The 21,457-nt window shown below is 71.4% G+C and carries 20 protein-coding genes; 6 read left to right on the top strand and 14 right to left on the bottom strand.

Features of this window, described 5'->3' with window-relative positions:
• Positions 1-8: 8 nt before the first annotated feature.
• Entirely contained in the window at positions 9-314 is a 306-nt protein-coding gene (locus E3O48_RS08710; RefSeq protein ID WP_134538103.1) for a hypothetical protein, read from the bottom strand.
• Positions 311-1,174 (bottom strand): mycothiol conjugate amidase Mca, encoded by an 864-nt coding sequence (gene mca / locus E3O48_RS08705; protein WP_174774775.1) that lies wholly within the window; start codon positions 1,172-1,174, stop codon positions 311-313. The genes E3O48_RS08710 and mca overlap by 4 nt, the downstream gene beginning before the upstream one ends.
• A gap of 69 nt (positions 1,175-1,243) precedes the next feature.
• Here mca and E3O48_RS08700 point away from each other — a divergent pair, with 69 nt between their 5' ends.
• The gene (locus tag E3O48_RS08700; RefSeq protein WP_166788658.1) at positions 1,244-1,645 is read left to right on the top strand and encodes a DUF4307 domain-containing protein; all 402 of its coding nucleotides are present in this window, start codon (positions 1,244-1,246) and stop codon (positions 1,643-1,645) included.
• Between the two features lie 106 nt (positions 1,646-1,751).
• A complete protein-coding gene (gene greA, locus E3O48_RS08695) occupies positions 1,752-2,243 on the top strand; it encodes a transcription elongation factor GreA (protein WP_134510562.1) in 492 nt (163 codons plus the stop codon).
• A gap of 69 nt (positions 2,244-2,312) precedes the next feature.
• Here greA and ilvA read toward each other — a convergent pair whose 3' ends face one another.
• The 6 genes from ilvA to E3O48_RS08665 are packed head-to-tail and all read right to left on the bottom strand — an operon-like array spanning position 2,313 to position 8,821.
• Positions 2,313-3,548 (bottom strand): threonine ammonia-lyase, encoded by a 1,236-nt coding sequence (gene ilvA, locus E3O48_RS08690; RefSeq protein ID WP_134538102.1) that lies wholly within the window; start codon positions 3,546-3,548, stop codon positions 2,313-2,315.
• Positions 3,541-4,773 (bottom strand): AI-2E family transporter, encoded by a 1,233-nt coding sequence (locus E3O48_RS08685; RefSeq protein WP_134510560.1) that lies wholly within the window; start codon positions 4,771-4,773, stop codon positions 3,541-3,543. Before E3O48_RS08685 ends, ilvA begins: the two co-directional genes overlap by 8 nt.
• 44 nt (positions 4,774-4,817) lie before the next feature.
• Positions 4,818-5,939 carry an ABC transporter ATP-binding protein gene (locus E3O48_RS08680; RefSeq protein WP_134538101.1) on the bottom strand — a complete coding sequence of 374 codons (1,122 nt, stop codon included), beginning with the start codon at positions 5,937-5,939 and terminating at the stop codon, positions 4,818-4,820.
• Positions 5,936-6,844: an ABC transporter permease gene (locus E3O48_RS08675; protein ID WP_134538100.1), complete on the bottom strand. Its 909-nt coding sequence runs from the start codon at positions 6,842-6,844 to the stop codon at positions 5,936-5,938. The genes E3O48_RS08680 and E3O48_RS08675 overlap by 4 nt, the downstream gene beginning before the upstream one ends.
• A complete protein-coding gene (locus E3O48_RS08670; RefSeq protein WP_241982473.1) occupies positions 6,841-7,704 on the bottom strand; it encodes an ABC transporter permease subunit in 864 nt (287 codons plus the stop codon). Before E3O48_RS08670 ends, E3O48_RS08675 begins: the two co-directional genes overlap by 4 nt.
• Positions 7,691-8,821 carry an ABC transporter substrate-binding protein gene (locus E3O48_RS08665; RefSeq protein WP_134510556.1) on the bottom strand — a complete coding sequence of 377 codons (1,131 nt, stop codon included), beginning with the start codon at positions 8,819-8,821 and terminating at the stop codon, positions 7,691-7,693. The genes E3O48_RS08670 and E3O48_RS08665 overlap by 14 nt, the downstream gene beginning before the upstream one ends.
• Positions 8,822-9,120: 299 nt before the next feature.
• Between E3O48_RS08665 and E3O48_RS08660 the strand changes: the two genes are divergently transcribed.
• A complete protein-coding gene (locus E3O48_RS08660; protein WP_134538098.1) occupies positions 9,121-10,326 on the top strand; it encodes a winged helix-turn-helix domain-containing protein in 1,206 nt (401 codons plus the stop codon).
• 129 nt (positions 10,327-10,455) lie between these two features.
• On the opposite strand, the gene E3O48_RS08655 is transcribed toward E3O48_RS08660, so the two are convergent.
• Complete coding sequence (locus E3O48_RS08655) at positions 10,456-11,343, bottom strand: M48 family metalloprotease (RefSeq protein ID WP_134538097.1); 888 nt, start codon at positions 11,341-11,343, stop codon at positions 10,456-10,458.
• A 12-nt stretch (positions 11,344-11,355) separates the two neighbouring features.
• Positions 11,356-11,922, bottom strand: coding sequence for a LemA family protein (locus E3O48_RS08650; protein ID WP_134510553.1), 567 nt, complete (start codon positions 11,920-11,922; stop codon positions 11,356-11,358).
• A 172-nt stretch (positions 11,923-12,094) separates the two neighbouring features.
• Here E3O48_RS08650 and E3O48_RS08645 point away from each other — a divergent pair, with 172 nt between their 5' ends.
• Positions 12,095-12,853: an ABC transporter ATP-binding protein gene (locus E3O48_RS08645; RefSeq protein WP_134510552.1), complete on the top strand. Its 759-nt coding sequence runs from the start codon at positions 12,095-12,097 to the stop codon at positions 12,851-12,853.
• On the top strand, positions 12,850-13,584 hold the full coding sequence (locus tag E3O48_RS08640; RefSeq protein WP_134538096.1) for an ABC transporter permease: 735 nt from the start codon (positions 12,850-12,852) through the stop codon (positions 13,582-13,584). The genes E3O48_RS08645 and E3O48_RS08640 overlap by 4 nt, the downstream gene beginning before the upstream one ends.
• A 146-nt stretch (positions 13,585-13,730) precedes the next feature.
• Here the strand turns inward: E3O48_RS08640 and E3O48_RS08635 are convergent, their stop codons facing one another.
• From E3O48_RS08635 to E3O48_RS08620, 4 genes are read right to left on the bottom strand one after another with little or no spacing between them, the layout of a single operon-like run.
• A complete protein-coding gene (locus tag E3O48_RS08635) occupies positions 13,731-15,200 on the bottom strand; it encodes a glycoside hydrolase family 1 protein (protein ID WP_134538095.1) in 1,470 nt (489 codons plus the stop codon).
• The gene (locus E3O48_RS08630) at positions 15,197-16,510 is read right to left on the bottom strand and encodes a D-arabinono-1,4-lactone oxidase (RefSeq protein ID WP_134538094.1); all 1,314 of its coding nucleotides are present in this window, start codon (positions 16,508-16,510) and stop codon (positions 15,197-15,199) included. Before E3O48_RS08630 ends, E3O48_RS08635 begins: the two co-directional genes overlap by 4 nt.
• The gene (locus E3O48_RS08625; RefSeq protein ID WP_134538093.1) at positions 16,507-17,742 is read right to left on the bottom strand and encodes an alanine racemase; all 1,236 of its coding nucleotides are present in this window, start codon (positions 17,740-17,742) and stop codon (positions 16,507-16,509) included. The genes E3O48_RS08630 and E3O48_RS08625 overlap by 4 nt, the downstream gene beginning before the upstream one ends.
• On the bottom strand, positions 17,742-19,001 hold the full coding sequence (locus E3O48_RS08620) for an MFS transporter (RefSeq protein ID WP_134538092.1): 1,260 nt from the start codon (positions 18,999-19,001) through the stop codon (positions 17,742-17,744). The genes E3O48_RS08625 and E3O48_RS08620 overlap by 1 nt, the downstream gene beginning before the upstream one ends.
• Positions 19,002-19,244: 243 nt before the next feature.
• On the opposite strand from E3O48_RS08620, the gene E3O48_RS08615 reads away from it, so the two are divergent.
• Positions 19,245-21,443 (top strand): hypothetical protein, encoded by a 2,199-nt coding sequence (locus E3O48_RS08615; RefSeq protein WP_134538091.1) that lies wholly within the window; start codon positions 19,245-19,247, stop codon positions 21,441-21,443.
• Positions 21,444-21,457: the final 14 nt, after the last annotated feature.

The following is a 21,457-nucleotide window of genomic DNA, read 5'->3' as shown; positions in this document are numbered from 1 at the left end:
TGGCCGGTCTACTGGCCGGGCGTCTGCTGTCCGGTGTCCTGGCTGCCGGCTTCGCCGGCAGCATCCGTGCCGCCCGTGTCCTGCGCGGCGTTCGCGGCCATCTCGGCGGCGAGGCGCTCCTTGATCTGGGCGCGGTAGGTGTTGCGGCGGATGCGCCGGTTCAGGTCGAACCCCAGCAACACCACCATCGCGGCGACGAAGAAGATCGCCACGAAGCCGGCCGGCCCCGGGGTCACCGTGTCCGGGTTGAATTCGGGCGGCGGGGTGTTCGCCAGCACGAAACCCGCGACCGGCCCGAGCAGGAACGCGTTCACGAGTCGTCCCGCACGCCGGCGAAGAGATCGGATTCGGGCATTTCGGTGTCAACTTTCGATTCGACGAGCTGGAAGTCCTCGTACGGCCAGGCCTTGCGGATGAGGTCGTTGGGCCAGAAGAAGAAGCTGCTCCCCGGCGCCACCTGGCTCGCGTGCGAACGGAGGGCCGCGTCCCTGGCCTCGAGGAAGTCGCCGACGGGCACGTGGGTCGTCGCCAGCTTCGGGTAGTTCTTCATCCATTCGCGTGCCTCGCCGAGCGGCTCCAGCAGCGGGGACTCCGGCTCGGTGACGCTCAGTTCGAGGAACATCGCGTCGACCCGTTCGAGGTTGAAGATCCGGTCGAAGTAGAGCTTGTCGATCTGCCAGGGGGCACCGGCATCCGGGTACCTGGCCGGGTCGGCCGCAGCCCGGTAGGCCTCCATCGACACGTCGTGGCAGCGGATGTGGTCGGGGTGCGGGTAGCCGCCGTTCTCGTCGTAGGTGATGAGCACGTGCGGCCGGAACTCCCGGATGACCCGCACGACGGCTTCGGCCGAGATGTCGAGCGGGATGGCGGCGAACGAGTTGGACGGAACGGAGCCGTCGTCGTTCATTCCGGAGTCTTCGTAGCCCAGCCAGCGGTGCTGCACACCCAGGTGGCCCTGCGCGGCCTGCATCTCGAGCCGGCGGAGGCCGGCGAGGTCGCGCTCGGCCATGGCGTGGCCGGCCATGGCGTCGTTGAGGATGCTGCCGCGCTCGCCCCCGGTGCAGCTGAGCACCAGCACGTCGGCGCCGAGGCTCCGATAGTAGGCGTAGGTTGCCGCGCCCTTGCTCGACTCGTCGTCGGGATGGGCGTGCACCGCCAAGAGTCGCAGTGTCATCAAACTCCTCAGAAATGCCAGATAACCTTGAGATAAGACTAATCGTTGAACAGTGAGTGTGGAGCCGCAGTGGGAGTCACCAGCAACCTCGACACCCGGTACGGTCGCGCCCCGAATCGGCGTGTCCGTGACCGGCGACTGCTCTGGATCGGCGCGGGAACCCTCCTCGCCGTGCTCGTGGGCTGGGTGGTCTGGATCGGGCTGGGCGGGTCGCAGCCCTTGCTGGAGACCCGGGACATCCGGCACAGCATCATCGACGAGCACAGCGTCAGCGTCACCTTCGAGGCGTCGATCCCGGTCGGCCGGGCGGCGAGTTGCGCGGTCGAGGCGCTGAACGAGGGCTTCACCGTCGTCGGCTGGAAGGTGATCGACCTGCCGCCCAGCGAGCGGTATTCACGGGCCTTCACCGAGGTTGTCCAGACGACCGAGCAGAGCAACACCGGATTGATTTACCGATGCTGGCTGACCTAGACTGGTGACTTCGCCCCGACGTGATACGTCGGGGCGTCCGTTGTATTGCCGCAGGCGAACCCTGCGCGTCACACTCACCGCACTACGCGCACGAGGAGGAGCACCCATGACTACCCCAACAACGGTCACCTGGCTGACCCAGGAGGCCTATGACCGCCTGGCTGCCGAGCTTGAGTCCCTGAGCACCGTCGGTCGGGTCGAGATCGCCAAGAAGATCGAGTCCGCGCGTGAAGAGGGCGACCTCAAGGAGAACTCCGGCTACCACGCCGCCAAGGACGAGCAGGGCAAAATGGAGGCGCGCATCCGCACCCTCGTCGTGCTGCTGCGCAACGCCGAGGTCGGCCACGCGCCCGAAAGCCAGGGCGTCGTCGAGCCCGGCACCGTCATCACCGCGACGATCGCGGGCGACGAGACGCGATTCCTGATCGGCAGCCGCGAGATCGCCGGAGGCAGCGACCTCGACGTGTTCAGCGAGCAGAGCCCGCTCGGCTCCGCGATCCTCGGGCTGAGGGTCGGGGCGAAGACGTCGTACACCACGCCCGGCGGCAAGGACATCGCCGTCGAGATCCTTCTCGTCGAGACCTGGGCCGGCAACTAGCCGGCCGAGCCGGCGGGGTCTCGTCAGGCTCGACCACCGAGGGCGGTGGTCGAGCCGGCGCAGACCGGACTAGTCGACCTGCGGGTCGTAGCCGGCCGAGCGAAGCACGTCGACGACGTGCTGGCGGTGGTCGGGTCCGCGGGTTTCGACGCTGACGTTCAGCTCGACCTCGCTGATCTGCAGGCCCACCCCGTGCCGGGTGTGCAGCACCTCGATCACATTGGCGTGCGCCTCCGCGAGCAGCTCCGAGATGCGGGCGAGCTGGCCCGGGCGGTCGGGCAGCATGATCCGCAGGGTGAGATAACGACCGGATGCCGCGAGGCCGTGGCTGATCACGCGCTGCATCAGCAGCGGGTCGATGTTTCCGCCGCTGAGGATCGCGACGGTGGGCCCGGACGCGGAGATCTTCCCGGCCAGGATCGCCGCCACGGCGACCGCACCGGCGGGTTCGACCACGAGTTTGGCGCGCTCGAGCAGCACGAGCAGCGCGCGAGCGGTGTCGTCCTCGGTGACCGTGACGACCTCGTCGACCATGTCGCGCACGATCTGGAAGTTCAGCAGGCCCGGCTTGGCAACCGCGATGCCGTCGGCGATCGTCGGCGAGATCACGATCTCGGTGGCCACCCCCGCAGCCAGGGACGGCGGGTACGCCGCGGCGTTCTCCGCTTGCACGCCGATCACCCGGATCGTGCGCCCCTCCCGGGCGGCGCGCTGCTTGAGCGCGCTCGCGACGCCGGAGATCAGACCCCCGCCGCCGATGGGCACGATGACGGTGTCGAGGCCCGGAACCTGGTCGAGGATCTCCAGGCCCAGCGTGCCCTGGCCGGTGACGACATCCGGGTGGTCGAACGGCGGAATCAGGATCGCACCGGTCTCGATGGCGTAGGCCGCGGCAGCCAGGAGCGGCTCGGCGACCGTGTTCCCGCGCAGGATGACGTCCGCCCCGTAGTCGCGGGTGGCCTGGAGCTTGGGCAGCGCAACGCCGACGGGCATGAAGATGGTGGCCTTGATGCCCAGTTCACGGGCGGCGAACGCGACCCCCTGGGCGTGGTTGCCGGCCGAGGCTGCGACGACGCCGTGGCTCTTCTCCTCGTCGGTCAGCCGGGAGAGCCGGTTGTAGGCCCCGCGGATCTTGTATGACCCGGTGCGCTGCAGGTTCTCGCACTTCAAGTGCACGGGCGAGCCGAGCAGTTCGCTGAGGTAACGGGAGCTTTCCATCGGGGTGACCCGGGCGACGGTGGCGACGACGAAGCGGGCGGCCTCGAAGTCGGCCAGGGTGGGGCCGACGAGGGAAACGTTACTCATGGGCGGCACTCTCGTTCGGACGGAAGCCGGGGCGGCTTTGCGGCACGGTCTGCCAGAGCGGGGAACTGATGGCGGGTGCCGTGTCCGCGGGCACGGCCCGCCAGGTGCCGCGGTGGATGAAGTTGATCATGACGTTGAGCACGGCAGCGATCGGCACGGCGAACAGGGCGCCCGGGATGCCGGCGAGCAGCGATCCTGCCGCGACGACGAGCACCACGCCGAGCGGGTGCACCTTGACGGCCGTGCCCATGATCAGCGGCTGGAGCACGTGGCCTTCGATCTGCTGCACGAGCAGCACGACGCCGAGCATGGCCAGCGCGATCGGCCAGGAGTTGAAGAGCAGGGCGATGACCACGGCCACCGCGCCGGTCGCGACGGCGCCGACGATCGGGATGAACGAGCCGAGGAAGACGAGCACGCCGATCGGCACCGCGAGCGGCACCCCGAGCAGCGCGGCCCCGACGCCGATGCCGACGGCGTCGATCGAGGCGACGAGGATCTGCACCTTGGCGAAGTTGCCCAGCGTCTCCCAGCCGGCCGCGCCGGCCCCGGCGACGGCGGCACGGGCGCGACGCGGGAAGATCCGCACGATCCAGGCCCAGATTCCGGCCCCGTCGATGAGGATGAACAGGAGGCTGAACAGGGTGAGGAGCAGCCCGGTCAGCAGGTGGCCGAGCGAGGATCCCACCGACAGCGCCCCGCTGACGAAGACCTGGCTGTCGGCCTGGATCGCCGTCCACGCCTGCTGCAGGTAGTCGTTGATCTGCGGTTCGGTCAGGTGCAGCGGCGAGGCGAGCAGGAAGTCCTTCAGCCCGGCGTAGGAGGCGGCGAGCCGGGTGCTCAGGCCGGTCGTGCCGTCCGCGATCTGGGTGGCGGCCAGGGTGATCAGGCCGCCGAGTACGGCGAGGGTGCCGAGCAGGGAGAGCGCGACGGCGATGCCCTTCGGCCACTTGTGCCGCACGAGGAACGCGACCAGCGGAACGAGAAGGGAGGACACGAGCACGGCGACGAGCAGCGGGATGACGATGAGCCGCAGCTGCACCACGATGAAGAGGAAGACGGCGATCGCCGCACCGATGGCGACCAGCCGCCACGACCACGCGCCGGCCAGGCGGATGCCGGCGGGGATGTTCTCGTCGACACCGTTCGGGATCGGTGCCAGGGCGCGCCGTTTGCGCCCGCTCAGCAGTGCGCCCCAGCCTGGCTTTCCCGTGGATTCAGTCACCGGATCATTCTAGGCAATCCCGCATTCGCCGCCGTGCATGCCCGCTACCGGGAAACCGCGACCGCCTCGACCGAGACCGGGGCGCCGCAGAAGCGCAGCCGCACTTCGTCGCCGGGAACGGGCTGCACCCGCACGACGTGCTGCACCGACACCTCGGCGCCGTCGGCGAGCCGCACCCGGGTGCGGCGGAGCGAACCGTGGAAACTGGACGCGACAACGACGCCGGCCAGCCCGTCGCCGGAGAATTCGAGGTCTTCCGGCCGCACCAGGGCCAGCACGTCGCCGTCGGCCTGCGACGGGTCGACGAGCGGCAGCTTCGTGCCGTACAGCTCCGCGAAACCGTGGCGCACGACCCCGGCCAGCTGGTTGCTCAGGCCGACGAAGTCGGCGATGAACGGCGACGCCGGCCGGGAGTACAGGTCCTCCGGCGTGCCCACCTGCTCGATCCCGCCGTCGCGCATGACCGCGACCCGGTCGGCGACGGCGAGCGCCTCGTCCTGGTCGTGCGTGACGAACAGGGTGGTGATGCCCAGCTCGGTCTGGATCCGCCGGATCTCCTCGCGCAGGGTCACCCGCACCTTGGCGTCGAGCGCGGAGAGCGGCTCGTCGAGGAGGAGCACCCTCGGTTCGGTGACCAGGGCGCGGGCCAGCGCGACGCGTTGCTGCTGGCCGCCGGAGAGCTGGCGCGCGAACCGGTCGTAGTGGTCGTCGAGCCCGACGAGGGCGAGGGCCTCCCTGGCCCGGCTGCGACGGGCCGCGGCGGCGACCCCGCGCATCCGGAGGCCGAATTCGACGTTCTCCCCCGCGCTCAGGTGCGGGAAGAGCGAGTACGCCTGGAAGACCATGCCCATGTCGCGCCGGCTCGTCGGCAGCGTGGACACGTCGACCCCGTCGATCAGGATGGTGCCGGCATCCGTCGACTCGAGGCCGGCGAGTGCCCGCAGGGCCGTCGTCTTGCCGCTGCCGCTCGGGCCGAGCAGGGCGACGAACTCACCGGCGTGCAGGGTGAGGTCGAATCCGTTCAGCGCCCGATGGCCGCCGAAGTGCTTGGACACCCCGGAGAACTCGACCACCGCTCCGCGCCGCCCGGCCGGGCCGGCCGCCGTGGCGTTCGGGGTCTTCGGGATGTCGCCGGTGCTGGCGGTGCTGATGGTGTTCCGGGTCATGGCCGGCCTCCGATGGGGCGTCGTCGTCGCGGGCGGGTGCGTTCGGCGCCGAGGCAGCCGATGAGGAGCAGGAGCAGGAACGCGAAGGTCAGGGCGAGCAGGGAGAAGATCACGGCCGTGTACGGGTCGGCCTTGCTGACCACGACGAGCGCGGTCTGCAGGTTCACCCGGCTCAGCAGGGAGGCGATGGTGAACTCGCCGAGCACCACGGCGACGGCGATGAACGCCCCGGCCAGGATGCCGCGGCGGAGGTTGGGCACGAGCACCCGGAACAGCACGCTCCCCCAGCCGGCGCCGAGGGTGCGGGCCGCCTCGCTGAGGGTGCGCACGTCGACACCGTCCAGGTTGGCCTGGATCGCCCGGTAGGCGTAGGGCAGCACGGTGATGCCGTAGGCGAAGGCGAGCGTCCAGACGCCGCTGCCGGCGAGCCGGGAGAGCAGCGAGTAGACCGGGGCGAGGCCGACGACGAGCACGATCGCCGGGATGCTGATCGGCAGGATGCAGACGAACTCCATCACCCGTCGGAGCCGGGGAAAACGGATGTGCACCAGCAGCAGGGTGGGCACGAGCAGCAGGAGCACGATCAGCACGGTTCCCACGGCCAGGCCGACCGAGTTGCCGAGGGCGACGAGCACCTGCCGGTACTGCCCGGTCAGGCCGCCCTGGGCCAGGGCGATCCAGCGGGAGGCGTCGTGCCCGCCGCCGAGACCCTTGCGCAGGGTGAACTCGACCATGGCCACGACGGGGATGAGGAAGAACAGGCCGATCCCGCCCAGGAGAAGCGCCCGTACGGCGCGCGAAGGAGCGTGGGCGACGCCGCCCCGAGCGACCGGTCCCGGCCGGCCGCGCCGGCTGACGCCCCGGGTGCCGTCACCGGTTGCACCGGCCTCCCGGACGACGGTCATCGCTGCCACCGGGCGGCCCGGGCCTGCAGGGCGGAGTAGCCGGCCATCACCACCACCATCACCAGGATCATCCCGAGCGCCAGCGCCCCGGCCAGGTTCTCCCGGCCGAGCAGGGTCTCGCTGGTGAGCGCGGACCGGATCTGCAACGGCACGATCTGGGATCCCTGGCTGGTCAGCGCCGCGGCGGTCGCGTAGGAGGAGAACGCGTTCGCGAAGAGCAGCAGCAGGCTGCCGAGGAAGGAGGGAGCGAGCACGGGGCCGGCGATCCGCAGCCAGTAGGTGGCGCGGCTGCCGCCGAGGGTCGCGTTGGCTTCGGCCCACGTCGGTTTCAGCGCCTGGAGGGCGGGCATGAAGGTGATGAACATCAACGGCACCTGGAAGTAGAGGTAGGGCAGCACCAGCCCGGGCAGCTCGTAGAGCCAGACGCCGTCGGCGAAGATGTCCACACCGAAGGTGTCGCGCAGGAAGAGCGTGACCATGCCCTGGATGCCGATGGTCGCCACGAACGCGAAGGCGAGCATGACCCCGCCGAACTGGGCGAGCACGCCGCTGAGCGAATCGACCACGGCGCGGAGCGCGCCGTCGGGCCGGGCGCCGAGCAGGCCGTAGCAGGCGATCGCGCCGACGAGGGCGCCGATCACCGAGGTCAGGGCGGAGAGCGCGAACGAGTTGCCGAAGGCACCCAGCACCACCGGGTTGCCGAGGGCGGCCACCGTGTCGAGGGTGAACGCGCCGGACGTGTCGAAGAACCCGGTGCCGACGGCGATCAGGGTCGGCACGACGAGGAAGAGGAGCACATAAACCGCGAACGGCAGCAGCCCGAAGGCCGCTGCCGTTCTGCGGAGGCTACTGGACAGCAGCGGCCCACTTCGTTCCGAGCAGGGCGGCGCCGGCGGCGCTCTGCTCCTTGGTCGGCACCACGGTCTCGGCGGGGGCCTCGGGGAGGGCGCCGAGCAGTTTCGCGTCGATGGTGCCCGCGGCGGTCATCGCCTCGGCGCGGACGGGACGTGCCCCGCCGCCGAGCCACAGGTTCTGGCCCTCGTCGCTGTAGAGGAACTCCTGCCACAGCCGGGCGGCGGCCGGGTGCGGGGCATCCTTGCTCACCGCCTGGTTGTAGTAGCCGGCGTAGCCGGTGCCGCTGAAGACGACGACCTTCCAGTTGCGCTGGCCGTCGAGCTTCTTTCCGTAGCCCACGTTGAGGTAATCCCAGTCGAGTACGACGGGGGTCTCGCCCGAGGCGATGGTGGCCGGGGTCGGGTCGATCTTGACGAAGTTGCCGGCCGCGTTCAGCTTGCTGAAGAAGTCGACGCCGGGCTGGAAGTCATCGACCGTGCCCCCGTTCTGCACGCTTGCCATGCCGACGGCGGCGAATGCGGCCCCGGCCTGGGTCGGATCGCCGTTGATGGCGACCTTGCCCTTGTACGCGGCGCCGAGCAGGTCGCCGAGCTTCTTCGGCGCAGGGACGGCGTCGGGGTCGTAGCCCACGGCCAGGTATCCGCCGTAGTCGCCGGTGTAGAGTCCGCTCGCCTCCTTGAGGGCGTCGGGGATGTCGGCCCAGGTGGCCACCTGGTACGGCGCGAAGCGGTCGGTGCTGGAGAGGGCGACGGCCAGCCCGAGGTCGAAGACGTCGGGGGCGGTGTCCTGGCCCTTGAGGGTGTCGGCAGCCTGGATCTCCTCGGCGCTCGAGCCGTCCGGCGAGGCCTCGTTGATCGTGATCTCGGGGTACTTCTTGGTGAACGCGTCGAGCACGGCGCCGTAGTTGGCCCAGTCACGCGGCAACGCGATGACGTTGAGGCTGCCCTCCGCCTTGGCGGCGGTTTCGAGGGCAGGCAGGTCGCCGAAGGCGCTCAGGCTGGTGGCCGTGGCGGCGTCGGTCGTGCCGGTGCCGCTCGCTTGGGCGCCGGAGCATCCGGTGAGGCCGATCGCGAGTATGGCCGTGGCGGCCAGGGACGCGACCAGGGTGCGTGTGGTGATCAAGTTGTCCTCCGTCGGACCAGCGCAGGCCGCCCGCGGAAAGGCGCGCGCAGTTGTATGCCGGGTTGCTGGTCATCGCGAGACTAGGAGGCGCGGTCGACCGGCGTGCGGCACCCGCCTGAACGGCACGTGAATGCTGGGCGACGGATGCCGCGCCGGCCGCTCGGTGCCGGCCAGACGCACCGGGATGGAGTTTTTCGCGACGCGCCGCGATCCGCGGGGCCGCAGCCGGCGCGCCGCGAGAATCTCCATCCCGAACGTCGTGGACGACAGAAAGGGGGCCGGGCAGTAGGGTCGATCTGATGGTCCAGTCAGTCTCCCCCGCGCTCGCTCGCCGCGTCGCGCTGGGCGCCCAGGGCTTCGGCCGCCGGTCCGCGGCGCTGCCCGGCATCCGTCAGCTGGATGCCCTCGTGAACCGGATCGAGCTGTTGCAGATCGACTCGGTGAACGTCTTCGAGCGCAGCCACTACCTGCCGGCGTTCAGTCGTCTCGGCGGCTACGACAAGGCTCAGCTCGACCGGCTGACCAGCGGTCGTGAGGCACGGTTCACCGAGTACTGGGCGCACGAGGCGTCGTTCCTGCCGCTGGACACCTGGCCGCTGTTCGGCTGGCGGATGCAGCACTACCGTGACCTGGCCGCCGGCACGCCCGACAGCTGGGCCGCCGGCAACCGGCCGATGCTGGACTGGCTGCTCGCCGAGCTGGCCGAGAAGGGTCCGCTGCCGGCCAGTGCGATCGAGCACGACGCGAACAAGCGCAGCGGCCCCTGGTGGGGCTGGTCCGATGTGAAGACCGGGCTGGAGGTGCTCTTCCGCTGGGGCGATGTGGTCAGCGCCGGACGGCAGCGCTTCGAACGGGTCTACGGGCTGCCGGAGCAGGTGTTCCCCACGGAGTTGCTCGGCCGGCAGGTCAGCAAGGGCGATGCCCACCGGGAGCTGATCAGCCGGTCCGCGCGCGCCCACGGCATCGGCACGGCGAAGGACTTCGCGGACTACTTCCGGTTGAAGTCGACGCCGGCGGCGGCGGCCATCCGCGAGCTCGAGGATGCCGGGGAGCTGATCCCGGTGGAGGTCGCCGGCTGGGGCAGGGGCGGCACTGCCGGAGCGGCCTGGCTCCACCGGGACGCCAGACTCCCCCGCCGGGTGGACGCCGCCGCCGTGCTCTCCCCGTTCGACCCCGTCGTCTGGGAACGGGCGCGGGCGCTGCGCCTGTTCGACTTCCACTACCGGATCGAGATCTACACTCCGCAGCCCCGGCGCGTGTTCGGCTACTACGTGCTGCCGGTGCTGCTCGGCGACACGATCGTCGGCCGGGTGGACCTGAAGAACGACCGCCAGTCCGGGGTGCTGCGGGTGCAGGCCGCGTGGGCCGAGCCGGATGCCCCGGCCGACACCGCCGGACGCCTCGCCGCCGTGCTGCGGGAGACCGCCGCCTGGCAGGGGTTGGACGAGATCGCGGTGGTGCGGCGCGGCACCCTCGCCGCCGGCCTGGCCGCGGAGCTGAACTGACCTGACCTGACCTGACCTGACCTGACCTGACCTGACCTGAACTGAACTGAACTGACGTGACCCGACTCGGCGCGGTCTCGACGGGCTCGACCACCGGTGATCGAGCCTGCCGAGATCAGGTCCGGGCGATCAGAACTTGCGGCCCATGGTCTGCAGTCGTTCGATCCGGTCGTCGATCGGCGGGTGGGTGCTGAACAGCTTCGCCATCATGCCGGGCTTCAGCGGGTTGGCGATCCACAGGTGCGCCATCGAGGAGTTCTGCTTCCGCATCGGGCGCCCGTACGTCTCCAGCTTGGCCAGCGCGCTCGCGAGGGCGTCGGGGTGCCGGGTGGTCAGCGCGCTGGTCGCATCCGCGAGGTATTCGCGCTGCCGGGACACGGCCAGCTGCACCATGCTCGCCACGAGCGGCGCCACGATGATCGCGACCAGCCCGAACACCATGACGATCGGGTTGCCGTTGTTGTTGTTGTTGCGGCCGAAGAACGCCATCCGCAGGAACATGTCCGAGATGAACCCGACGGCGACGACGAGTCCGAAGACCACCATCGACAGCCGGATGTCGTAGTTGCGCACGTGGCCGAGTTCGTGCGCCATCACGCCCTCGAGCTCGGAGTCGTCCATGATCTCCAGCAGCCCGGTCGTCGCCGCGACGATCGCATGCTGCGGGTCGCGGCCGGTCGCGAACGCGTTCGGCGCCGGGTCGCTGATCACGTAGATCTCGGGCATCGGGGTGCCCGTGGTGATCGACAGGTTCTCGACGATGTTCCAGAGCCGCGGATGCTCCGCCTTGCTGTTGACGCGGATGCCGCCGCTCATCGCCACGGCCTGGCGCCCCGCCAGGTAGTACTGCACCAGGGCGTACCCGCTCGCCACGACGAGGGTGAGGATCAGGATGCCGTAGCTGCCCGGGGGGCTGTAGACCGCGTTCGCGATCCAGCCGAGCCCGGCGATGAGTGCCAGGAACAGGATGATGATGAAGACCGTGTTGCGCTTGTTGCGCGCGATGGCGCTGTACATCGACGCCCGCCGTTAGAACTGCACGCGAGGCGGCTCCGCGATGGCTGCGGAGTCGGACACCTCGAAGAAGTCACGCTGGGTGAAGCCGAGGTTCTTGGCGATGAGGTTGTTGGGAAAGACCTGGATCTTCGTGTTGAGTTCGCGAACCCCGCCGTTGTAGAACCGGCGTGACGCCTGGATCTTGTCCTCGGTGTCGACCAGTTCGGCCTGGAGCTGCAGGTAGTTCTGGCTCGCCTGCAGCTGCGGGTAGGCCTCGGCGACGGCGAAGATGCTCTTCAGCGCGGTCTGCATGTGGTTCTCGGCGGCGGCCGCGTCGGCCGGCCCCTGGGCGCTCAGCGTCTCGGCGCGAGCCCTCGTGACGTTCTCGAAGACCGCCTTCTCATGCGCGGCGTAGCCCTTGACCGTTTCGATCAGGTTGGGGATGAGGTCGGCCCGCCGCTTCAGCTGCACGGTGATGTCGCTCCACGCCTCGTCCACCCGCACCTTGAGGGTGACGAGGGAGTTATAGGTGGCCCAGAGGTAGATCCCGATGATGGCGACGAGGGCAACAACGATGAGGACCGGGATGAGCCATTCCATGGCAGCGTCTCCTTGAGATAAGCGGGGCGGGCAGAGGCCCGGGGCACCGTGACTTGCGATGCACGCCCATCATAACCGCGCGCCCTGAGGCTCCCATGCACTTCCCATGACACTCCAAGAATCGCCGTCCGCGGAGGGTGACTTCCGTGCCTGATCGGCGAATAATGTGACCATGGTGCACAAAGCCGCTCCCGCTGTCGTGGTGCGCGACCTGCATGCCCGCCGGGGAAAGCATCCGGTGCTGCACGGACTGAGCCTGAGCGTGCCCCGCGGCCTGGTCGTCGGCCTGATCGGGCCGAGCGGATGCGGCAAGACCACCCTGATGCGCTCGATCGTGGGGGTGCAGATCGTGCAGTCCGGAGAGGTCACCGTGCTGGGCCGGGCGGCGGGCACCGCGTCGCTGCGGGGCCGGGTCGGCTACGTCACCCAGGACGCGAGCGTGTACGACGACCTCACCGTGCGCCAGAACCTGGCATACTTCGCCGCCGTGCTGGGCGCGACCCGCGACGACATCGACCGGGTGATCGAGGCCACCGACCTGGCCGCGAATGCCGGCCAGCTGGCCGGCTCGCTCTCCGGCGGGCAGCGCAGCCGGGTGTCCCTGGCCGGCGCCCTCCTCGGCTCCCCCGAACTCCTCGTGCTCGACGAACCGACCGTGGGCCTCGACCCCGTGCTGCGGGCGGAACTGTGGGCCCTGTTCCATCGGCTGGCCGCCACCGGGACGAGCCTGCTCGTGTCCAGCCATGTGATGGACGAGGCGAGCCGCTGCGACCGGCTGCTGCTGATGCGGCACGGCGAGGTCCTCGCCGACGACACCCCGGCCGGCCTGCTCTCCTCGACGGGCACCCACGACGTGGAGGCGGCGTTCCTCGCCCTGATCGCCGCGCATCCGTCGCCCGACCCGGCCGCCCGGGAAGCCGGCGACCTGTGAACCCGCGCCGCACCCTGGCCACCGCCGGGCGCGTTCTCAGCCAGATCCGCCACGACCCGCGCACGATCGTGTTGCTGCTCGTGGTGCCGAGCCTGCTGATCGGCCTGCTGGCCTGGATCTTCTCGGACACCCCGGTGTTCGACACGGTCGGCCCGGCGATGATCGCACTGTTCCCGTTCATCGTGATGTTCCTGGTCACGAGCATCACCACCCTGCGGGAACGACGGACGGGCACGCTCGAGCGGCTGCTGTCGATGCCGCTGGGCAAGGGCGACTTCATCCTCGGGTACACGCTGGCGTTCGGACTGCTCGCGGTGCTGCAGTCCGCGGTCGCGGTGGGCTACTCGGTCTGGGTCTGCGGCCTGTCGATCACGGGATCGGTCTGGCTGCTGCTCGCGGTCGCGGTCGCCGACGCCGTGCTCGGCACGGCCCTCGGCCTGCTCGCCAGCGCGTTCGCGCGCACCGAATTCCAGGTCGTGCAGTTCATGCCGGCGCTGGTCTTCCCGCAGATCCTGCTCGGCGGGATCTTCCTGCCGCGCGACCAGCTGCCGGATGCCCTCCGCGCCTTCAGCGACTGGCTACCGCTCTCGCACGCGATCGACGCGCTGCAGGCCGTCGCGAATGATTCCCAGGATGCCGCGTATGTCGGCGGTGAGCTGCTGATCATCGGGGCGTGGATCGTCGGCGCGGTCGTGCTCGGCTCGATCACCCTGCGCCGCCGCACCCCGTAGCCTCCCCCGTCCCCTCCGCCCCTCCGCCCCTCCGTCCCCTCCCTTGCCCCTCCTCGCCGTCGAAACCTCGCCGAACTGTGAGTTACGCCCGGTTTCGGGGCCGGAAACGGTGCCGAAGTCACAGTTCGGCGGGGAGAGCGGGCGGGTCAGCGGGCGGCGAGCACCTGCTGGAGCCAGCGGTAGGAGGACTTGGGGGTGCGCCGGCGGTTTCCGTCGGCGAAGTCGACGTGCACCAGGCCATAGCGCTGGGTGTAGCCGGCCGTCCACTCGAAGCCGTCGAGGAGGGACCGCACCAGGTAGCCGCGCAGGTCGACGCCCTCGGCGACGCCCCCGGGCGCGACGGCGTCGAGGGCCGCGCTGAGGTGCTCGGCGAGGTAGTCGATCCGGGCCGGGTCGTCGACGACGCCGTACCGGTCCGCCGCGTCGGGGAACCCGGCGCCGCTCGCGGTGATGTAGACCGGCGGAAGCCGGTCGCCGTAGCGGGTGTGCAGTTCGCCGAGGGCCACAGCCAGGTATTCGGGGGCGACGGCCGCCCCGGCCCCGGTGACCGGGAACTCCCGGAACGGGGTGACGTGGAACGGGAACGACACGGTCGTCTCCGGCTTCGCCGGGGCGCGCGGCGGGCCGGCCGGGGTCGTCGCCGCGGCCGGCCCGGCCTTGATCCGGGACGGCTGCAGGTAGTTGAGCCCGTAGAAGTCGAGCGGCTGGTGGATGGTGGAGAGGTCGTCCGGGTCGGTTTCGAGGAGCATCCGCAGGTCGAGCGCATAGGGCTCGGGCGGCTCGGGGTAGCGGCCGAGCAGCACCGCGTCGGCGAAGAGCCGGTTGTGCAGCACGTCGAACAGTTCGGCCGCGACCTCATCGGCCTCCCGGCCGCTGTCGGCCTGCACGGGAGTGTGCAGGTTGGCGATGCCGATCCGGCCGCGCACGTCGGCCGCCCGCAGCGCCTGCACGGCCAGGCCGTGGCCGAGGAGCTGATGGTGAGCGGCCGGCAGGGCGGCGAAGCGGCGCTTCTCCCCCGGCGCATCCGTGCCGAGCGCATACCCGTTCAGGAAGACGGTGGCCGGGTCGTTCACGGTGAGCCAGGAGTCGATCCGGTCGCCGAAGACCTCGCCGAGCATGTGCGCGTAGTCGCCGAAGCGCAGCGCGGTGTCGCGACCGAGCCAGCCGCCGCGGAGCCGGAGCGGCGTGTCCCAGTGGAACAGCGTCGCCATCGGGCTGATCCCGGCGGCGAGCAGGCCGTCCAGCAGCCGGTCGTAGAAGGCCAGCCCGGTGCGGCTGAGCGCGCCCCGGCCGTCGGGTTGCACCCGTGACCAGGCGAAGGAGAACCGGTAGACGTCGGCGCCCAGCTCGCGGAGCAGGGTCAGGTCTTCGTCGAGCTTGTGGAAGTGGTCGGCGGCGACGGATGCGTTCGAGCCGTCCACGATCCGGCCCGTCGTGCGGGTGAACGGGTCCCAGCTCGACTCGCCCCGCCCTTCGTCCCTGGCGCCGCCCTCGATCTGGAACGCGGACGTTGCCGTGCCGATGACGAAGCCGGCGGGCAGCCGGTCGCCGAGTTCGCGGGCGCGGTGGGGCCAGGCCCTCGCCGCGGGGGTGTTGCCTGCCGGTTTGGTGCTCATCGACCCAGGACTCTTTCCAGATAGCTGTTGCTGAAGCGGCGCTCCGGGTCGAGCCTGTCACGCACCTGCAGAAAATCCGCAAACCGGGGGTAGGCCGGGCGGAGCGTCTCCGCGTCGCGGTAGTGCATCTTGCCCCAGTGCGGGCGCCCGTCGTGTGCCCGCATGATCGCCTCGACGGCGTGGAAATACTCGGCCGGGTCTTCCCGGTGGTACCGGTGCACGGCGATGTAACCGGTCTCCCGGCCCTGCGCGGTGGAGAGCCACAGTTCGTCGGCGGCGGCCGATCGCACCTCGAGCGGGAAGGAGATGCGCCAGCCGCGGGCGTCGATCAGCGCCCGCACCTCGCGGAGGGCGGCCGGAACCAGGTGCCGGGGCAGCGCGTACTCCATCTCGTGGAAGCGCACTGTGCGGCGGGAGACGAAGACGCGGTGGGAGGCATCCGTGTACTCGCGGCGGCCGGCGAGCCGTTCGGCCAGCCGGTTGAAGCCGGGCACCAGGCCGGGCAGCGCCGTGCCGGCGGCGCAGATCCCCCGGTAGGCGCCGTTGGCGAACAGCTCGTCGTCGACCCAGCCGGAGAGCCGGCCGACCGGCGCCCTGGCCGCGTCCCCGGGCAGCCGGGTGTTGCTCTTGGTCAGGGCGCTGCCGGTGTGCGGGAACCAGTAGAACTCGAAGTGGTCCACCGTGCGGGAGCGGTCGAGGTACCCCTCGAGCACCTCCTCGAGCGGCTCGGCGGTCTCGACCGCGTGCAGCAGGAAACGGGGCACGCATTGCACGGTGACGTCGACGAGGATGCCGAGGGCCCCCAGCCCGAGCCGGGCCGCCGGCAACAGCTCGGCGTTCTCGGCGGCGTTGACGCGGAGCAGGCCGCCGTCGGCGGTGACCAGGGTCACCGCCGTGATCTGGGTCGCCAGCCCGCCGAAGCCGCCGCCGGTGCCGTGGGTGCCGGTGGAGGTGGCCCCGGCGATGCTCTGCCGGTCGATGTCGCCCAGGTTGGCCAGGGCGAGCCCGTGGGGCGCGAGCAGGGCGGGAAGCTGGTGCAGCCGGGTGCCGGCGGCCAGGGTGACCTGGTCCAGGGATTCGTCCACGGCGACCAGGCCGGAGAGGTCGTTCAGGTCGAGCTGCACCCCGGGGGCCACGGCGATGCCCGAAAAGCTGTGGCCGGAGCCGACGGCCTTGATCCTGAGGCCGGCCGCGGCGGCGGCCTGAACCGCACGCTGCACGGCGCCGACGCTCGCCGGGCGTTCCACCCGCACCGGCCGGACCGACTCGCTGCCGGCCCAGTTGCTCCACCGGGCGCCGCTCGCGCTCACAGGAACGCCTTCCCTTCGCCGCGGTAGGTGGGCAGCAGGTCGACCACCTGGCCGTCGTCGACCACCGCGAACTCGTTCACGTGCTCGCTGGCCTCGCCGGACTTGGTGTGCCGCAGCCACACCCGGTCGCCGACCCGCAGTCCGGCGGCGGCGGCGCCGGTGACCGGTGACTGCACCTCGCCGGCCATTTCCCGCGGCAGGAACGCGAGGCCCTCCGGCCAGACCGGCAGCGGGTTGCGGTCGGGACCGGGCGGCCCGGAGGCGATCCAACCGCCGCCGAGCAGGGTCGCGGTCGCGGCGGTCGGCTTGCGCACGACGGAGAGGGCGAAGGCGGCGGCCGGCGCCGGCCGGAAATCGGAATAGTGGTCGAAGAGGTGCCCGCCGAAGAACCCGCTGCCGGCGGCGATGTCGGTGACCGAGGCGTCGGCGCGGGTGCTTTCCAGCGACCCGGTGCCGCCGCCGTTGACGAACTCGAGGTTCGCGACCTCCCGCACCGCCGCGACCGCGGCGGCCCGGCGCGCGGCCAGTTCCTCGCTCGAGCGGCGGCGCATCCAGCGGATGGCGACACCTCCGAGCGGCCGGCCGGCCGGCCGGTCGCCGACCCCGGCGATCTGCGCCTCGTAGCCCATCAGCCCGACGAGGCTGAAACCGGGCCGGGCGGCGATGCCGGCGGCCAGGGCGCGGGCCTGGCCGACCGTGTGGACGGGCGAGCGGTGGACGCCCAGGCGGCCGAGCACGGGCGCGTCCCAGCCGGCGTCCAGTTCGAGGCAGAGCCGGATGGTCTCCCGCCGTCCCGGAGGGAGGACGGCGTCGATGAAGTCGAGATGGTCGAGCGAATCGACCATCAGGGTGACCCGCCCGGCGAGCTCCGGCGACCGGCCGAGAGCCAGGATCGCCCCGCTGTCGGCGGTCGGGTAGCCGACGACGATGTCGGTCATCGTGTCGGCCAGCCAGAGCGCCTCCGCCAGCGTGTAGGCGAGCAGCCCCTGATAGCCCGGAACGGCGAGGATCGCCTCGATCACACCGCGCACCCGGATCGACTTGGTCGCGACCCGGATCGGGCTGCCGGCCGCGCGGGTGAGCAGGTCGGCGGTGTTGTGCCGGAGGGCGCCGAGGTGCAGCGCGGCGACGGGGGTGCCGAGGCCGGAGGTGGCCTCGGTGAGGGCTGGCCAGTAGCGGTCCGGGGTCAGCCACGGCGCGGCATCCGTCGTGACGGCCAGGTCGATGCCCATCAGCGCACCGCCGTGACCTTCTCCACGGCGATCGCCCCGGCGAAGGCGCACAGCCCGGCCAGCACGAAGAGTCCCGGGAAGCCGAATGCCGCCACGACGCCCGCGCCGAGCAGCGGCGCGACGGCCTGCGGCACCGCGGTGGCGATGTTCATGATGCCGAGGTCCTTGCCGCGCGTGGCCGGGTCGGGCAGCACCTGGGTGGCCAGCGCCTGGTCGACCGACAGGAAGGCGCCATAGCCGAGGCCGAGGATGCCCGCGGCCACCATCGCCGCGGGCAGCGCGGGGATGAACGCGAGCATGACCGCGGCGACACCCTGCAGCCCGGCCGCAACGAAGACGAACAGCTTGCGCCGGTTCAGCACGTCGCTCAGGCGTCCGAAGCCGATCGACGCCACGATCACGAAGACCATGTAGACCAGCGTCAGCAGGATCAGGTCGTCCTCGGCGTTGGCGTCGCCCAGCCCGAACATCAGGAAGTACAGCAGCAGGGTGGTGCCGAGGGCGTTCCCGAGACTGACGAGCACCCGGCTGAGCAGGGTCCAGCCGAAGTCCGGATGCTCGCGCGGGCTGATCCACAGGCCCTCCACGACCTCGCGAAGGGTCAGTCGCTCGTGCCGGGCGGGCAACACCGCGTCGGGCAGCAGCAGGAACGGGATGGTGAGACAGAGCAGCAGCGCCGCCACGACCGCGTACCCGGCGAATTGGCCGGTGAACAGCATGGTGACCAGCAGCAGGCCCAGGATCGTGCCGATGGCCTGCGGCGCGGACAGCCAGCCCGACACGAATCCGCGCTGGGGCACCGGGACCTGGTCGGAGATGGTCGCGGTGAGCGCGGCCGTCAGCACGCAGAAACCGGTGAGCGCCAGCGCCCAGCACACGCCGATGCCGACGAGGGTCACCTGCAGGCCGAGCAGCAGCAGGGCCGCCGCGAACAGCACCGCCCCGCCGGCGATCCAGGGCCGGCGGCGGCCGAACCTGCTCGTGGTGCGATCGGAGAGCGCCCCCGCCAGCGGATAGGCCACGATGGCGCAGGCTCCGGCGATGCCGGAGATGACACCGAACGCCACGACGCTGTCGATCCAGTGCTCCGGGTGCAGCCGGCGGTCGATCTGCGCGGGCAGCAGCAACTGGATCGGGGTGAGCTGAGCCATCCAGATGCCGAGCCAGGCCGTGGCGAAGGCGGCGATCCACCGGCCCGGCACCCGCCGGGTGGGTTCGGCGAGGACGGCGACGACCGTGGTTCCGCCGGCGCCGGTCATCCGGCGTCCGGGCGACCGGCGTCCGGGCCACCGGCGTCCGGGCGACCGGCGCGGGACGGCAGGAAGGGGCGGGCCGGAACCATGAGAGACCTCACTCTTCGCCGAAAAGGAGCGGGACGTTCGACCCTGACGTCAGTATGCACCATGCCCGGAGATAACGAATCTGCCGCGTCGGAGACACGCGGGGTCACTGATGTTGACTTTTGCGGCCATGACCCCTGAAATGGTGACAGGGGGGAATTCATGCTTCGGTCTCGCTTCGCCGTATCGCGCCTCACGGACGCGCGACAGGGCCGCCGATCGAACCCGCGCCGGGCCGCCGCATCCGCTCTCGGCCTGGTGCTTGTGCTGGGGTTCGGAGTGTGCGCCACGGCCCCCGCCCAGGCCGGCCAGCCGCGGGCCGTGCAGTCCGTCCCGGCCGACCCTGCGCCCACGCCGACCCCGTCGCCGGCCCCGACCCCGCGAGACACCGCCGCGGCGGTCGCCCCGACCATCGACAGTCCGCCGGCCGGCAGTTTCGTCGGCAGCGGAAGCACCACGGTATCCGGCACCCGGGAGGCCGGCCAGGAGATCCAGCTGCTGTCCCCCACCGGCGACGACCCGCTCTGCATCGTGGCCGCCGGCCCGTCCACCGCCTGGACCTGCACCCGCGTGCCGCTGCCGAGCGGACCGTCCGTGCCCCTGCGGGTCGTCGTCACCGGGCAACCCGCCCTCGCTGCCGAGCAGACCATCGCGGTACTCGCGGCGCCGAGCGTCAGCGGCGGGCCCACCGGCGGCGGCGCCTCGAACGGCGTCGTACGCGGGAACGGTTATCCGAACGCATCCGTCATCACCGAGTTGAGCAGCGGCCAACGGTGCACCTCCACCGCCGACGGGGCCGGCGCCTGGTCGTGCACCTTCGGCGGCGGCCTGGCCGGCGGCCCGGTCGACGTGACCGCGGTGCAGCAGATCTCGTTCAGCCTGCCCTCCTCCTCCAACTCCAGCACCCCCGTCACGCTCCGGTTCGACGTCGACGCCCCCGCCGCCCCGGGGCTGGCCTCCCCCGCCGACTCGGCGCGGGTGCCGCTGAGCGGGGCCAGCTATGAGGGTGCGGGTGAGGACGGCGCGACCGTCACGGTCTTCGCCGGGCCGTATTCGGTGTGCACGGCCCGGGTCTCCGGGGGCGTCTGGCGCTGCACCGCCGGCGGAGTCGCCGCCGGCTCCTACCAGGTGCGCGCCGTGCAGCAGGATCCGGCCGGCAACATGAGCAGCGGCAGCCCGGCGAGGACCGTGTTCTACGGCGACGCAGCGGCGACGGCGCCGCCCTCGAGCGGCGGGGGTGCGGCCGCCGCGGCACCGCCGACCGGGGCCGGCGACGACGCGACGACTGCCCCGCCGGCACAGCCCGTGCGGCCGCCGGACGCGGCACCGCCGGCCCCGCAGGCGCTCCCCCCGGTTCCCCACCCGGACGCCGTCGTTCCGTCGACCGGGCTCGCCGGAGGCTGGAACGACCCGACCCAGTTCACGACGGCGGTGCTTCCGCCCGGCTCGGGCTTCTCCTGGCTGCAGGCCGCGCTCTTCGCCCTCGGCTGCCTCCTGCTCCTGGCCATCCCGGCCCGCCTGCTCAGCGGCACCATCTCCCGCGCCCGGGCCGGGCGCCCGCTCTGGCCCGCGGCCCCGATCGCCGGCCGCAACCACCCGCGGGACGACTTCGAGACCGCGCCGACCGTGCTCGTGAACCGCTGGCTCGTGGCCGGGGCGGCCCTGGTCTCCGCCGCGACCCTGGTGATGCTGTCGGGGCCGGTGGGCAGCCGGCCGGCCTACCTCAGGCTGCTGGTCGCCGTCATGATCGCCCTGCTCGTGGTCAACGGGGTCGGCGCCCTCGTTCCCCGGTGGTGGGGCCGGCAGGTGCTGCGGCTGAACGCATCCGTCACCTTCCTGCCGCGCTACCTGCTCCTCGTCGGGGTGAGCGCGCTCGCGTCGCGGGTGTTCGAGATCCACCCGGCCCTGCTGTTCGGATTGCTCGGCAGCGTCACGATCGCGGCCGACGCCCGGCCGGAACGCCGCGGCCAGCTCGCGGCCGTGCGGGCGGGGAGCCTGATCGTGCTCGCCGTCGCGGGCTGGCTGGCGCTCGGGGTGCTGCCTCACGCCACCGGTTTCGCCAGCGCCTTCGGCGCCGAGATCGCCAACAGCGTCGTTCTCGCCGCGATCGGGTCGGCCGCCATCGTGCTGGTGCCGATCGGCAGCACCAGCGGGCGCAGCATCCTCGCCTGGTCACCGCCGGTCTGGGCCGGCCTGACCGTGCTCGCCTTCACGATCATGTTCGCGGTGCTGGCGCCGGCGATGACCACGTGGCATGGCAATGGGACCATCACCCTGCTCTGGGTGGCGGCCGGCGCCTTCGCGGCGCTGAGCACGGGGGCATGGGCGTGGCAGCGTTTCGTCGCCCCCGCGGTCGACTGATCCGAGTGGGCGCG

Origin of the sequence: Cryobacterium sp. HLT2-28, from assembly GCF_004402495.1 — a bacterium.
GTDB classification, from domain to species: Bacteria; Actinomycetota; Actinomycetes; order Actinomycetales; family Microbacteriaceae; genus Cryobacterium; species Cryobacterium mannosilyticum.
The sequence above is the reverse complement of the archived record's forward strand: the minus strand, read 5'-3'. Positions and strand labels throughout refer to the sequence as shown.

What these genes read in the sequence shown, in the direction of transcription:
- mca (WP_174774775.1), bottom strand. Translation starts at nt 1,174, where the DNA reads ATGACACTGCGACTCTTGGCGGTGCACGCCCATCCCGACGACGAGTCG.
- greA (WP_134510562.1), top strand. Translation starts at nt 1,752, where the DNA reads ATGACTACCCCAACAACGGTCACCTGGCTGACCCAGGAGGCCTATGAC.
- ilvA (WP_134538102.1), bottom strand. Translation starts at nt 3,548, where the DNA reads ATGAGTAACGTTTCCCTCGTCGGCCCCACCCTGGCCGACTTCGAGGCC.
- E3O48_RS08680 (WP_134538101.1), bottom strand. Translation starts at nt 5,939, where the DNA reads ATGACCCGGAACACCATCAGCACCGCCAGCACCGGCGACATCCCGAAG.
- E3O48_RS08675 (WP_134538100.1), bottom strand. Translation starts at nt 6,844, where the DNA reads ATGACCGTCGTCCGGGAGGCCGGTGCAACCGGTGACGGCACCCGGGGC.
- E3O48_RS08660 (WP_134538098.1), top strand. Translation starts at nt 9,121, where the DNA reads ATGGTCCAGTCAGTCTCCCCCGCGCTCGCTCGCCGCGTCGCGCTGGGC.
- E3O48_RS08655 (WP_134538097.1), bottom strand. Translation starts at nt 11,343, where the DNA reads ATGTACAGCGCCATCGCGCGCAACAAGCGCAACACGGTCTTCATCATC.
- E3O48_RS08650 (WP_134510553.1), bottom strand. Translation starts at nt 11,922, where the DNA reads ATGGAATGGCTCATCCCGGTCCTCATCGTTGTTGCCCTCGTCGCCATC.
- E3O48_RS08645 (WP_134510552.1), top strand. Translation starts at nt 12,095, where the DNA reads ATGGTGCACAAAGCCGCTCCCGCTGTCGTGGTGCGCGACCTGCATGCC.
- E3O48_RS08635 (WP_134538095.1), bottom strand. Translation starts at nt 15,200, where the DNA reads ATGAGCACCAAACCGGCAGGCAACACCCCCGCGGCGAGGGCCTGGCCC.
- E3O48_RS08625 (WP_134538093.1), bottom strand. Translation starts at nt 17,742, where the DNA reads ATGGGCATCGACCTGGCCGTCACGACGGATGCCGCGCCGTGGCTGACC.
- E3O48_RS08620 (WP_134538092.1), bottom strand. Translation starts at nt 19,001, where the DNA reads ATGACCGGCGCCGGCGGAACCACGGTCGTCGCCGTCCTCGCCGAACCC.
- E3O48_RS08615 (WP_134538091.1), top strand. Translation starts at nt 19,245, where the DNA reads ATGCTTCGGTCTCGCTTCGCCGTATCGCGCCTCACGGACGCGCGACAG.